Source organism: Streptomyces sp. NPDC096132, assembly GCF_044763345.1.
Classification (GTDB): domain Bacteria; phylum Actinomycetota; class Actinomycetes; order Streptomycetales; family Streptomycetaceae; genus Streptomyces.
Genome location: NZ_JBIWGA010000001.1, coordinates 897,276 through 909,672 on the forward strand (window position 1 = coordinate 897,276; position 12,397 = coordinate 909,672).

Genomic DNA, 12,397 nt, shown 5'->3' on the forward strand with positions numbered 1-12,397 from the left:
GCAGCGGTTCGAGCCTACGCGGCTGGTTGTGTCCGCGTCACGAAAAGAACCGACCGAGCTCAGGGCGGAGGGTGATAGAAAGCGCTATCAGAAGTCCTGTCGAAACCATTGACGCGCAAGCGCATCGATTTTACGGTCCCGTTCGAAGTTACGGGCAAGATTCGAAATGTCGAACGACGACGCTATCGACACGACGACGGGACGACAGGGGCAAGGTATGGGACAACCTGGCCTGGATCGCAGGCAACTTCTCGCCGCCGCGGGCGGCCTGACCGTCGCGGGCAGCTTCGGCTTCGCCACCCTCGGCACCGGCGCCGACGCGCTGGCCGCGGGCAGCCGCACCCGCGTCCGCTACTGGAACCTCTTCCAGGGCGGCGACGGCGCCAACCAGGTCGCCATGGTGGACGCCTTCCGCAAGAAGAACACGGACATCGCGGTCAAGGACGCCACCCTCACCTGGGGCGGCCCCTACTACACCAAGCTCGCCATGGCCGCGGCCGGAAACCGCGCCCCCGAACTCGCCGTCATGCACCAGGGCCGCATCCCCGGTTTCGCCCCCGGCCGCCTCCTGGACCCCTGGGACATCGACCTCCTCGCCCAGCACGGCGTCCGGGAGGCCGACTTCAACCCGGTCCTGTGGCAACGCGGCATCGTGGACGGCAAGTTGTACGCCCTGCCGCTCGACATCCACGTCCAGCTCAGCTTCTACCGCAAGGACGTCTGCCGGAAGGCGGGCCTCCTGGACGCCGACGGCCGCCTCCCCGCCGCGACCTCGCCGGACGAGTGGTTCGCCGTACTCAAGGCGGCCAGGGCGCAGCTCAAGAAGGGACAGCAGACCCTCGGCCTGCACGCCAACGACCAGAACTTCTGCTGGTGGTTCTTCGTCGCCTTCTACCAGCAGCTCGGCGGCACCTACTTCAGCGACGACCACACCGACGTCACCTTCGACACCGACAAGGCCACCGAGGTCCTGGAGTTCTTCCGCAAGCACGTCACCGACGGCTATGTCACGGTCGGCGAGGCCGACGCCGAGGCCTTCCTCGCCGGTTCGCCCTTCACCTGGGAGGGCAACTGGTCGGTGCCGTACTTCAACTCCCAGAAGGTCGAGTACGGCGCCCAGCCGCTGCCCCCCGTCTTCGGGAAGCCGGCCACCCACGCCGAGTCGCACTCCTTCATCCTGCCCCACCAGGCGAACCGCGGCGGCGCCGCGAACGAGGGCGCCTACCGGCTCGCCGCCTACATGGTCACCCACGCCACCACCTGGGCCAACGGCGGCCACGTCCCCGCCTACCTGCCCACCTTCGAGGACCCCGCCTATCTGAAGCTGGCCCCCCAGAACGAGTACGCGCGCCCCGCGATGGACCACCCCGCCACCGAACCCCACATCTGGTTCGCGGGCTCCACCGGCATCCTCGCCCAGCGCGTCGGCCCGATCGTCGCCTCCTCCAACCTCGGCTCCGCCGACCCGGCCGCAGCGGCCCGCCGGATGAAGTCCGCCCTCGAACAACTCCTGGCGGCGAAGAACCCGATGGACGGCCGGACGGCCGCCGAGGAACTGAAGGGGGCCACCGCATGAGCACCCTCGCCCAGGCGGGCACCGCCCTCCCGGCCCGCAGCTCAGCCGTCTCGGACTCCGCCCGCGCCCGCTGGGGCCGGCGCTTCCAGCACGGCGGCTGGTTCGTCGCCCCCTTCTTCGTCCTCTACGGCCTGTTCGTCCTCGTACCGGTCGTCCGGGGCCTCTACCTCAGCTTCACCGACGCCAACATCTCCGGCGACGACTCCGGCTTCGTCGGCCTCGACAACTACCGCGAGGCCCTCCGCGACGACCTCGTGTGGGACTCCCTGGGGCACAGCGTCCAGTTCACCCTCTACGTCGTCCCGCTGATCGTCGTCGTGGCCCTGCTGATGGCCCTGATCGCCCACCACACCGTCCACTTCAAGTGGCTGTGGCGGCTCTGCTTCTTCGCGCCGTTCCTGCTCCCCTCGGCCGTGATCGGCAACCTGTGGTGGTGGCTGTTCCAGCCCACCAACGGCATGGTCAACCACGTCCTGGGCTGGGACACCCCCTGGCTCACCCAGAAGTCCACGGCGATGCTCGCGGTCGTGATCGCGACCCTGTGGTGGACGGTCGGCTTCTCCTTCCTCCTCTATCTGGCGGCCCTGCAGAACATCCCCCGACACCTCTACGAGGCGGCCGAGTTGGACGGAGCGAACGCCTGGCAGCGGCTGCTGCACATCACCGTCCCGAACCTGCGCAACATCACGGGCCTGGTCTTCGCCCTGCAGATCCTGGCGTCCCTCCAGGTCTTCGACCAGGCCGTGGTGATGTACCAGTTCGGCCCCGGCCCTGAGGAATCGACCCGCACCTTCGTGCAGTACACCCTCGAAGAGGGCTTCACCAGCTACCGCGTGGGCTACGCCTCTGCGATCTCCTTCATCCTGTTCCTCATCATCGCGGCCGTCGCCCTGGGCCGGATGTGGCTGCTGCGCAACCGCGAGGAGGCCGCGACCCGATGACAACTCCCGTCCTGCGCAAGCCCCGCAGCACCTGGACCCCCGGCCAGATCGCCCTCACCCTCGTCGCGGCGGCCCTGTCCCTCATCTGGCTCGCCCCCCTGGTCTGGGCCCTGTCCACCTCCCTCAAGACCCCCGCCGAATCGGTCGCCTCCCCGCACTGGATCCCCGACGACCTCACCCTGGAGTCCTGGAAGGCGGTCCTGGAGGCCGGCAACATCCCCAATTGGTTCGTGAACTCGGTCGTGGTGTCCGTCTGCGTCACGTTCCTGGTCCTGCTGGTGTCCTCGCTCGCCGGATACGGCTTCGCCCGCACCGAGTTCCGGGGCAGGTCGGCGCTGATGGCACTGACCATGGCGGGCCTGATGTTCTCCCCGGCGATCCTCGGCGTCCCGCTCTTCACCACCGTCCAGTCGCTGGGCATGGTCGACACCTACTGGGGCATGATCCTGCCGCAGTGCGCCCCGGCGGCGATGGTCTACATCCTCTACACGTTCTTCCAGTCGCTCCCGAGGGAGCTGGAGGAGGCGGCCTTCATCGACGGCGCGGGCCGCTGGCGGATCTTCTTCACGATCGTGCTCCCGCTGTCGAAACCGTCCCTGTCCGCCGTCGGCATCTTCACGTTCATCGCCTCCTGGAACAACTTCCTGTGGCCGTACATGGTGACCAACAACCCCGACCTGATGACCATGCCGAATGGCATCGCCACCGTGCAGAACGCCTTCGGCATCGTCTGGCCCCAGCTCATGGCGGGCGGCCTGATCGCCGGCCTGCCGCTCATCGTCGTGTTCGTCTTCTTCCAGAGCCAGATCGTGCGGGGCGTGGCCCACACCGGTCTGGCCGGCCAGTAGAGGAGATCCCGTGCACCTCAGACTCGCGAGCTTCCTCACCGCGGCGGCGGTGGCCCTCCTGCCGAGCACCGCGCAGGCGGACGTGACATATCCGGACCCCCAGCCGATCACAGGCCAGCAGATCATCCACGACCCCACCGTCATCCACCTCAACTCCGGCGGATACGTGGCGTACTCGACGGGCGGCGTCATCGGCGCCCGCACCTCGAAGGACCGCGTCCAGTGGGACGACGCGGGCAACGCCTTCGCGACGCCCCCGAGCTGGTGGTACGAGTACAACGACACCGGCGACCCGTGGGCCCCCGACATCTCCTACCGGGCCGGCCGCTACTGGCTCTACTACGCGGTCTCCTCCTGGGGCACGAACCACTCCGCGATCGGCGTGGCCACCTCCCCGACCGGCCTCCCCGGCACCTGGACCGACCACGGCAAGGTCTTCACCTCCGAACGCACCGACTCCTGGAACGCGATCGACCCGGCGCTCATCCGCGCCGACGGCCGCCTCTGGATGAGCTTCGGCTCGTACTGGACGGGCATCCGCATGGTCGAACTGGACCCGGTGACGGGCAAGGCCGTCCAGGGCGCCACGGTCCACCACCTGGCGACCCGCCCGGACGCCCCGTACGCGGTGGAGGGCCCCTACATCGTCCGCCACGGCCGCTACTACTACCTGTTCGCCTCGTACGACCAGTGCTGCGCGGGCGTGAACTCCACCTACAAGATCAGGGTGGGCAGAGCGACGTCGGTGACCGGCCCGTACGTGGACAGCACGGGCACGTCTTTGCTGGACGGAGGCGGCGACCTGCTGTTGGCGGGACACGGCCGCTATGTGGGCACGGGCGGAGAGTCGGTCTTCAAGGACAGAGGCAGAGACGTCCTGGCGTACCACTACTACGACGCAGAGGACGGCGGCACGCCGAAGCTGGGGCTGAACACCCTGAACTGGACAAAGAACGGTTGGCCAGTAGTGCGTTAGGGGCGCGGGGAACTGCGCGACCAGCCACATATCACCTGCAGACAAAACTGAACCGAAAGGCCAAAATGAGCACCGCCCGCTTCACCCTCGACCCCGCCTTCACCATCGGCGAAGTCAACCCCCGCCTCTTCGGCTCCTTCGTCGAACACCTCGGCCGCTGCGTCTACACCGGCATCTTCGAACCGGACCACCCCACCGCGGACGCCGAAGGCCTCCGCCAGGACGTCCTGGACCTGGTCCGCGAACTCGGCGTCACCGCCATCCGCTACCCCGGCGGCAACTTCGTCTCCGGCTACAAGTGGGAGGACTCGGTCGGCCCGAAGGAGGACCGCCCCCGCCGTCTCGACCTCGCCTGGCGCTCGACGGAGACGAACCGCTTCGGCCTCTCCGAGTACATCGACTTCCTCCGCAAGGTGGGCCCACAGTCGGAGCCGATGATGGCGGTGAACCTCGGCACCCGCGGTGTCGCCGAGGCCCTGGAACTCCAGGAGTACGCCAACCACCCCTCCGGCACCGCCCTGTCCGACCTCCGTGCCGCGCACGGCGACAAGGACCCCTTCGGCATCCGGCTGTGGTGCCTGGGCAACGAGATGGACGGCCCCTGGCAGACCGGCCACAAGACGGCGGAGGAGTACGGCCGTCTCGCCGCCGAGACGGCCAGGGCGATGCGCCAGATGGACCCGGAGGTGGAGCTCGTCGTCTGCGGCTCCTCCAGCCAGTCCATGCCCACGTTCGCCGAGTGGGAGGCGACGGTCCTCGCCGAGACGTACGACCTCGTCGACCACATCTCCCTGCACGCCTACTACCAGCCCGAGGACGGTGACGTCGACTCGTTCCTGGCCTCCGCCGTCGACATGGAGTCCTTCATCGAGAACGTGGTCGCCACCGCCGACCACGTGGGCGCGAAGCTCAAGTCCAAGAAGAAGATCAACCTCTCCTTCGACGAGTGGAACGTCTGGTACATCTCGAAGTGGCACGAGATCGAGAACTCCGGCGAGCGGGACTGGGCGGAGGCCCCCCGCCTCCTGGAGGACAACTACAGCGTCCTGGACGCCGTCGTCTTCGGCTCCCTCCTCATCGCCCTGCTGCGGCACGCGGACCGCGTCACGGTCGCCTGTCTCGCCCAGCTCGTCAACGTCATCGCCCCGATCATGACCGAGCCCGGCGGCCCGGCCTGGCGGCAGACGACGTTCTTCCCCTTCGCCCAGGCCGCCCGCCACGGCCGGGGCCAGGTGCTCGACGTACGGGTGGACTCACCGACGTACGACACGAAGAAGTACGGCGAGACCGACCTGCTGCACGCGACGGCGGTCCGGGCCGAGGACGGCACGGTCACCGTCTTCGCCGTCAACCGCAGCCGCACCGAGGCCCTGCCTCTCGACGTCGCCCTGAACGGTCTCGACCTCACCTCGGTCGTCGAGCACACCGTGCTGGCCGACGCCGACCCGGACGCCCGCAACACCCTCGCCGAACCCGAGCGGGTCCTCCCGCACCCGGCCGAGCGCACGGCGCTGGCGGACGGCACGCTCACCGCCGTACTCGAACCGCTGTCCTGGAACGTGATCCGGCTGGCCTGAGCCCGTGGGACGCGCGGCGCGTCACAATGTCCGCATGAGGATCTCGGCACGGGCGGACTACGCGGTACGGGCGGTACTGGAGCTCGCCGTACGGCAGGGCGGTGACCCGGTGAAGGCGGAGACGGTGGCCGCCGCGCAGGACATTCCGCACAAGTTTCTGGAAGGGATCCTCGGCGACCTCCGCCGGGCCGGTGTGGTCGACAGCCGGCGCGGCGGAGGGGGCGGCTACCGTCTGGCCCGCGATCCCGCGTCGATCACCGTCGCGGACGTGATCAGGGCGGTGGACGGCCCGATCGTCTCCGTCCGGGGCGAACGCCCCACCGGTCTCTCCTACACGGGCTCCGCCCAGCCCCTGCTCCCGCTGTGGATCGCGCTGCGGGCGAACGTGCGCCGGATCCTGGAGGGGGTCACGGTCGCCGACATCGCGGCGGACGCGCTGCCGGAGCCGGTGAAGGAACTGGCGGCGGAGCCGGCGGCTTGGGAGAACCCGTAAGTCTCACAGGTTTCACATCCTGCTCTCAGCTCGGGCGCCTACCCTCGCTTCCCGTTCAACCCCACCTAACCGGTGGGGAAAGCAGGGAACAGGGAAACGGTATCCAGGATGCGTACGCTCGTACTGCTCGCCCTCGCGGGCCTCGGCGCCCAGCTCGTGGACGGCAGTCTCGGCATGGCCTACGGGGTGACCTCGACCACGCTGCTGCTGGCCATGGGCACCAACCCGGCCGCCGCCTCGGCCACGGTCCACCTCGCCGAGATCGGGACGACGCTGATGTCGGGCGCCTCGCACTGGCGCTTCGGGAACGTCGACTGGAAGGTCGTCGCACGGATCGGCGTGCCGGGAGCCGTGGGCTCCTTCCTGGGCGCGACGGTCCTGTCGCGGCTGTCGACGGAGGTGGCGGAGCCGGCGATGTCCCTGATCCTGCTGGGGCTGGGCCTGTACGTGATGTCCCGGTTCACCTTCCGGGGCCTGCCGAAGGACCGTCTGGGGCAGCCGTTGCGCCGCCGGTTCCTGACCCCGCTGGGCCTGGTGGCCGGTTTCCTGGACGCGACCGGCGGTGGCGGCTGGGGTCCGGTCGGCACACCGGCGCTGCTGGCGAGCGGCCGGATGGAGCCCCGCAAGGTGATCGGCTCGGTGGACACGAGCGAGTTCCTGGTGGCGCTGGCGGCCAGTCTCGGCTTTCTGTTCTCGCTGGGCTCGCAGGGCCTGAAGTGGCCCTGGGTGCTGGCCTTCCTGCTGGGCGGCATGGTCGCGGCGCCCCTCGCCGCCTGGCTGGTCCGCCTCCTCCCGCCGCGCGTCCTCGGCTCGGCGGTCGGCGGCGTCATCGTCGTCACCAACATCCGCACGCTGCTGAGGAGCGACTGGGTGGCCGCGCCGGACTCGGTGAGCACCCTCGTCTACGTCGTCCTGTACGCGGCGTGGGCCGCGGCCGTCGCCCACTCGGTCCGCGCGCACCGCAGGGAGCGGGCGGCCGAGGCGCCCGTCGCGGAACGCGAGCCGGCGGCGGCCTGAGGAAGGACCGCCGCCGGGCTTGTTCGATGCTCGCTCGACCAGGGCAGCTTCGTCGAGCGGGCCGCCGTTCCGCCGCGGCCCTGACCAGTGCGTGGCTGGGGGCCGCGGCGGGGGTGGGTGGGCACCGCCCTGGGGGTCAGGCGGAGTTGACGCCCACGGTGAGGGTCGCCTTGTAGCCGTCGGAGACGCTGGAGCCGAGGGCGGTCAGGGTCAGCAGGCCCGAGGAGGCGCCGCCGTCGTCGTAGATGCTGTCGTCGGCGAGAGCGGTCTCCTTGGTGGTGTTGGCGGAGTACGGCGAGGTCGCCTGGATCTCCTCGTTGATGTCCGGGTCGAAGAACAGCTGGCCCGTGTGGATGACGTCGCCGCCGGTGTACGAGTCGTCCGTGAGGGTCACTTCCGTGTGCACCCGCATATGGACGTGGACCGCGCGGGAGACGTAGTGGCCGGGCCAGATCGAGGTGATGCTGCACTGGCCGTTCTCGTCGGTCATCTGACCGCCGCGCAGGAAGGTGCCGTTGTCCTCCTCCTGGTGGCCGTTGCCGCCGACGAAGCCGGAGTACTCACCGAGGGCGTCGCAGTGCCAGATCTCCACGAGCGCGTCGGCGAGCGGCGCGCAGTCGTTGGCCTGGTCGACGACGGTGAAGGTGTACTGGACCTCGAAGCCCTCCTTGTCCTCCCGGATGTCCTCGCGGACGAGGGCGCCCTCCAGGGAGTACGGACCCTCCGTGACCTCGGCGTTCAGGGTGCAGACGCCGGAGGCGGCGGAGGCGGAGGTCGAGGCCTTCGCCTCGGCCGCCGAAGCGGAGGACTCACTGCTGCTGGTGTCGGCCGAGGCGATGCCGGCGATCGCCAGTCCGCCGGCCGCGGCGACCGCGCTGCCGCCGATCAGAACGCGGCGGCGCTTCATGCTTTTGTCGAGCCGATGCCTCCCGGGCTGCTGGTTGTCGGTGTTGTCGAGGATCTCGTCGTGCTCGTTGTTTCCCGTCATGCGGAAGAAATTAGGAGCGCACCTGAGGAAATCCTTAATGTGCGGCTGTGAAGGACCTGGGGATGCAACGGTCAACGCCCCTTGATTCCCGGCGAGTTGGGGCAAGTCCAGTCAGCGGCGGGCGGTCGCGCGGCGGGGCGGGGTGATGCGCACCCGTTCCTCGGCGGGTGCCTTCTCGATGTCGTCGAGCTGCGCGACGATCGTGTTGCGCAGGTCGTCGTAGTCGTCGAAGCAGTGGTCGTTGAACAGCGTGTGGCCCGTCCACATCAAGTTGGCGCACACCCGGGCCGGCACCCGACCGGTCTGCGCGCCCATGCCGACCAGCGCCACCGACCCGATGCTGCCGGGCGCCGCGTTGTTCTGCCGGTGGATCGCCTGGAACGCGGCGGCGCACGCCAGGGCCACGTTCAGGGTCTCGCTCACGTTCTGCGAGGACTGCTCCATCGTCGGCGTCGAGATCAGGAACTTCGGGTTGGTCGCCCCGGACGGAACGCACACCGCGCTGCCCACCGGCAGCCGTCCGCCGAACTCGTCGCGGATCGCCCGCTGTACGCGCAGCTGTATCCCCGCGCCGAGGTGCCGCTTGATGACGGCGTCGACCCCGCCGTTCATCAGGCCCCGCGCGTTGGTCGGGCTGACCCAGGCGTCGACCGTCGTGTCGAGGATCGAGCCCTTGCGGATCGTGATCCCGGGTGTGTCGGCGAACGCCGCCCGCCAGGCCTCGACCACCTTGGCGTTGACGTCCGTCAGGACCACCTCGAGCGGCGGCTGCACACGGTTCACGGTCATCTTCCACACTCCCGTCGGGACCCGGTCTTTCCAGTGATCACGACGCTACAAGCCACCACTGACAACGCCCCTCGGACGAACCGGCGTTGTCGTACCCCGCTGCTAGCGTCCCCGCCATGATCGACGCCAACGCCTCCGCGCAGCCCGACCCGAACGACCCGCTGGCCCTCGCCGAACTGTTCAAGGGCGGCGGTGAACCGTGGCTTCCGCTGCTCAAGCCCGTCATCGAGGCGCAGCCGGGCGCCGCCTCGTTCATCGGCCCGGGCCGCGGCTCCGACGTGGTCCCCGTCCGCGAACTGACCTTCCAGGCGCTCAAGCCGAACCCGCCGCACAAGTGGAAGGTCGTCGTCTTCGGGCAGAACCCGTACCCGCGCCCGGAGAGCGCCACGGGCATCGCCATGTTCGACAACACCTTCCACGACTGGAAGGACAGCCAGTTCGGCAGGGTCGTCAGCATCCGCTGCATCATCAAGGCGGCGGCGATGTGGAAGTACGGCATCCCCAAGAAGACGCCGATAGCCGACATCCGCGCGCTGCTGAAGAAGCAGGAGACCGTCCCGCCGCCGGAGTGGTTCCAGGCGATGCTCACCCAGGGCGTGCTCCTGCTGAACGCGGCCCTCACCGCGAGCAGCGACGGGCCGCGCGGGGCCGATCCGCACACCGCGTTCTGGCGTCCGGCCGTGGAGCGGATCGTCGAGGAGATCCTCAAGGCCAAGCAGAACGCCGAGGACGAGGAGGACCGCGGGGTCGTCTTCGCGTGGTGGGGAGCGCATGCCCGCAGCCTGAAGTCGGTCGTCCAGCGGCTCCAGAAGAAGTACCCGGACGTCGAGGTCCGGCACATCGACCACTGCAACCCCGCCGCGCAGGGCGACATCTTCTGCGACGGCGACCACTTCTCGATGGTCAACGACGCCCTCGCGTCGGTGGGCGCGGAACCGGTGGACTGGCTGCCGAGCAGCGGCTGGGACCAGCAGGCGGCGGAGGCCGGCGGGGCCGACGGCGGTGTCGCCGAACGCATGGGCGCGTTCATCACGTCCACCATGGAACTGCACCAGCTGTATCTGGAGCGGCTCTCCAGCGTCAAGGACGAGGGTCTCGTCCTCCCCGAGATCACGGGCGTGTTCGACACTCCGCTCCTGGACTTCCGGGACGCCGTCGGTCCCGTCGCCGAGCTGCTGTCCGGACTCGACCGGCATGTCCAGCGGTCGCACGAGTTCGGCAAGCGGCTCGTGGACCAGAAGGCGGGGAGCCTGTCCGCCGACGCGGTCGCCGCGCTCTACCTCTACACCTGTGAGTCGGCGTTCTACCGGGAGATCAACGCCGTTCTGCGCCACCCCGACCGGTCGAGACTGGTCCCGTACCTGCCGTATCTGCGGCTGCTGTTCTCGGCGGTGTCGGGACTGCCCGTCCGTACCGAGCCGCTGTGGCGCGGCGTGCCGCTGGACCTGCGGGCGCAGTACCCGCTCGGCCGGACCGTGACCTGGTGGGGCGTGTCGTCCTGCACCTCCGAACTCGGCGTGGCCCGCGCCTTCCTGGGTGGCCGCGGCAAGCGGACCCTCTTCGAGGTGCGGCCCGCGCGGGCCGTCGGTATCCGCCAGTTCTCCGCGTTCACGGGCGAGGAGGAGTTCATCCTGCTGCCGGGCACCCAGTTGAAGGTGACCGAGGTGAGGACCGAACGCGGTGGCCTGTGCACCGTACGGCTGACCGAGTCCGAGGAACAGCCCCTGGTCTCCTGAACGGGTGGGTCTCCTGAACGGGTGTGTGAACGGGCCGGGGTGAATGGCCGGAGTTCGCCCTGGCCGCTTCCCGGGGGTCTCCTTACGATTCCATCGCCGCGGCTCTTCACAGAAACCTCACAGGTTCTCCATGCTTCAACGAAGAGGAGAGACCCCCCATGGCAAGTGGACTGCTCCTGGGCGGCGCTGTCGCCGCCCTCGTCACCGCGGCGGTACCCGCGCACAGCCCGTCCTCGTCGCCGGTGTTCGTCGACCCGCCCCCGGACAAGATCGTCATCGATGTCGCCACGGTCAACGGCTCCGGCTGTCGCCCGGGATCGGCGGCCGTCGCGGTCTCCGAGGACAACACCGCCTTCACGGTGACCTACAGCGAGTACCTCGCGCAGGTGGGCGGCAACTCGGACCCGACCGCCTTCCGCAAGAACTGCCAGCTCAGCCTGGTCGTCCATGTCCCGTCCGGCTTCACCTACGCCATCGCCCAGGCGGACTACCGGGGCTTCGCCTCGCTCCAGTCCGGGGCGAGCGCCGTGCAGCGCGCCTCGTACTACTTCCAGGGCTCGTCGCAGACGGTGTTCAAGAACCACACGTTCAACGGCGCCCTGAACGACAACTGGCAGGCGACCGACACCACCGACTGGGCCAACCTGGTCTACGCGCCCTGCGGAGTCCAGCGCAACTTCAACATCAACACCGAGCTGCGCGTCAACGCGGGCACCTCCTCGCCGTCCAGGGTCAGCTTCATGACGATGGACTCGACCGACGGCGACATCAACACCGTGTACCACATGGCGTGGAAGGAGTGCCCCGGTAAGTGACCGAGGGGCCGCCCGTCGCCTGAGGGCGGCGGGCGGCCCGCCGGTTCAGCGCAGAGCCGACACCACCAGACCCCTGATCTCCTCCGCCGACACCGTTCCGCCGTTGACCAGGTGGTCGAAGACCAGGCCGTCCACACAGGTGAGCAGGGTGACCGTGCGGTCCGCGGCAGCCCGGACGCCGTGCCCGGAGAGGAACTCCGTCACCGCCCGCCGGGCCGCGTTGTCGCGCGGGACGAGGATCTCCCGCAGCTCCGGGTGGTGCACGCTCTCGATCGCGCACGCGTACCGGGCGAGGGAGCGGCGCCGGCCCTCCCCGGTGAGCCGGAGCGCGCAGAAGCCCACCAGGCCGCTCACGAGGTCCTCCGCGTCACGCGGCACCGGGGTCGCCTCCCCGATCCTTCGCAGCTCCGCCTGGTCCAGCTCGACCAGCCGGCGGACCAGGGCGGTCAGCAGGGCCCGGCGGGTGCGGAAGTACGCCGAGGTCGTACCGGACGGCAGCCCCGCGGCGCCGTCCACCGCACGGTGGGTCAGCCCCCGTATCCCGGCGTCGGCCAGCACGGAGATCGCCGCGTCGGCGAGAACGGTACGTCGGTCGGAGGCCACCCCCCATTTCTACACCTGTAGAGGGCGGGTGACGGCCA

12 protein-coding genes are annotated in these 12,397 nt (G+C 69.4%); 9 read left to right on the forward strand and 3 right to left on the reverse strand.

The annotated features are described in order from the left end of the window. Positions 1-217: 217 nt before the first annotated feature. From ACIRF9_RS03835 to ACIRF9_RS03865, 7 genes are all read left to right on the forward strand, one after another. Positions 218-1,576, forward strand: coding sequence for an extracellular solute-binding protein (locus ACIRF9_RS03835; RefSeq protein ID WP_403815745.1), 1,359 nt, complete (start codon positions 218-220; stop codon positions 1,574-1,576). Further along, positions 1,573-2,517: a carbohydrate ABC transporter permease gene (locus ACIRF9_RS03840; RefSeq protein ID WP_403815748.1), complete on the forward strand. Its 945-nt coding sequence runs from the start codon at positions 1,573-1,575 to the stop codon at positions 2,515-2,517. The genes ACIRF9_RS03835 and ACIRF9_RS03840 overlap by 4 nt, the downstream gene beginning before the upstream one ends. Continuing rightward, positions 2,514-3,365, forward strand: a complete 852-nt coding sequence (locus tag ACIRF9_RS03845) for a carbohydrate ABC transporter permease (protein WP_403815751.1) — start codon at positions 2,514-2,516, stop codon at positions 3,363-3,365. The genes ACIRF9_RS03840 and ACIRF9_RS03845 overlap by 4 nt, the downstream gene beginning before the upstream one ends. Positions 3,366-3,375: 10 nt before the next feature. Further along, complete coding sequence (locus ACIRF9_RS03850) at positions 3,376-4,341, forward strand: arabinan endo-1,5-alpha-L-arabinosidase (RefSeq protein ID WP_403815754.1); 966 nt, start codon at positions 3,376-3,378, stop codon at positions 4,339-4,341. 65 nt (positions 4,342-4,406) lie between these two features. Next, positions 4,407-5,918 carry an alpha-N-arabinofuranosidase gene (locus ACIRF9_RS03855; protein WP_403815756.1) on the forward strand — a complete coding sequence of 504 codons (1,512 nt, stop codon included), beginning with the start codon at positions 4,407-4,409 and terminating at the stop codon, positions 5,916-5,918. A gap of 34 nt (positions 5,919-5,952) precedes the next feature. Then, on the forward strand, positions 5,953-6,411 hold the full coding sequence (locus ACIRF9_RS03860) for an Rrf2 family transcriptional regulator (protein ID WP_358982699.1): 459 nt from the start codon (positions 5,953-5,955) through the stop codon (positions 6,409-6,411). Between the two features lie 108 nt (positions 6,412-6,519). Continuing rightward, positions 6,520-7,428 carry a sulfite exporter TauE/SafE family protein gene (locus ACIRF9_RS03865; RefSeq protein WP_403815759.1) on the forward strand — a complete coding sequence of 303 codons (909 nt, stop codon included), beginning with the start codon at positions 6,520-6,522 and terminating at the stop codon, positions 7,426-7,428. Between the two features lie 136 nt (positions 7,429-7,564). Here ACIRF9_RS03865 and ACIRF9_RS03870 read toward each other — a convergent pair whose 3' ends face one another. Beyond that, positions 7,565-8,416 carry an intradiol ring-cleavage dioxygenase gene (locus tag ACIRF9_RS03870; RefSeq protein ID WP_403815762.1) on the reverse strand — a complete coding sequence of 284 codons (852 nt, stop codon included), beginning with the start codon at positions 8,414-8,416 and terminating at the stop codon, positions 7,565-7,567. 111 nt (positions 8,417-8,527) lie between these two features. Next, entirely contained in the window at positions 8,528-9,205 is a 678-nt protein-coding gene (locus tag ACIRF9_RS03875; RefSeq protein WP_403815765.1) for a macro domain-containing protein, read from the reverse strand. Between the two features lie 116 nt (positions 9,206-9,321). On the opposite strand from ACIRF9_RS03875, the gene ACIRF9_RS03880 reads away from it, so the two are divergent. After that, complete coding sequence (locus ACIRF9_RS03880; protein ID WP_403815768.1) at positions 9,322-10,941, forward strand: ADP-ribosyltransferase domain-containing protein; 1,620 nt, start codon at positions 9,322-9,324, stop codon at positions 10,939-10,941. A gap of 158 nt (positions 10,942-11,099) precedes the next feature. After that, the gene (locus tag ACIRF9_RS03885; protein WP_403815771.1) at positions 11,100-11,756 is read left to right on the forward strand and encodes a DUF4360 domain-containing protein; all 657 of its coding nucleotides are present in this window, start codon (positions 11,100-11,102) and stop codon (positions 11,754-11,756) included. 45 nt (positions 11,757-11,801) lie between these two features. On the opposite strand, the gene ACIRF9_RS03890 is transcribed toward ACIRF9_RS03885, so the two are convergent. Then, complete coding sequence (locus ACIRF9_RS03890) at positions 11,802-12,359, reverse strand: TetR/AcrR family transcriptional regulator (protein ID WP_403815774.1); 558 nt, start codon at positions 12,357-12,359, stop codon at positions 11,802-11,804. Positions 12,360-12,397 lie beyond the last annotated feature (38 nt).

Excerpts from the sequence above, each read along its gene's own strand:
- ACIRF9_RS03835 (WP_403815745.1), top strand. The coding sequence starts at position 218 with ATGGGACAACCTGGCCTGGATCGCAGGCAACTTCTCGCCGCCGCGGGC.
- ACIRF9_RS03880 (WP_403815768.1), top strand. The coding sequence starts at position 9,322 with ATGATCGACGCCAACGCCTCCGCGCAGCCCGACCCGAACGACCCGCTG.
- ACIRF9_RS03845 (WP_403815751.1), top strand. The coding sequence starts at position 2,514 with ATGACAACTCCCGTCCTGCGCAAGCCCCGCAGCACCTGGACCCCCGGC.
- ACIRF9_RS03875 (WP_403815765.1), bottom strand. The coding sequence starts at position 9,205 with ATGACCGTGAACCGTGTGCAGCCGCCGCTCGAGGTGGTCCTGACGGAC.
- ACIRF9_RS03840 (WP_403815748.1), top strand. The coding sequence starts at position 1,573 with ATGAGCACCCTCGCCCAGGCGGGCACCGCCCTCCCGGCCCGCAGCTCA.
- ACIRF9_RS03855 (WP_403815756.1), top strand. The coding sequence starts at position 4,407 with ATGAGCACCGCCCGCTTCACCCTCGACCCCGCCTTCACCATCGGCGAA.
- ACIRF9_RS03865 (WP_403815759.1), top strand. The coding sequence starts at position 6,520 with ATGCGTACGCTCGTACTGCTCGCCCTCGCGGGCCTCGGCGCCCAGCTC.
- ACIRF9_RS03860 (WP_358982699.1), top strand. The coding sequence starts at position 5,953 with ATGAGGATCTCGGCACGGGCGGACTACGCGGTACGGGCGGTACTGGAG.
- ACIRF9_RS03885 (WP_403815771.1), top strand. The coding sequence starts at position 11,100 with ATGGCAAGTGGACTGCTCCTGGGCGGCGCTGTCGCCGCCCTCGTCACC.
- ACIRF9_RS03870 (WP_403815762.1), bottom strand. The coding sequence starts at position 8,416 with ATGACGGGAAACAACGAGCACGACGAGATCCTCGACAACACCGACAAC.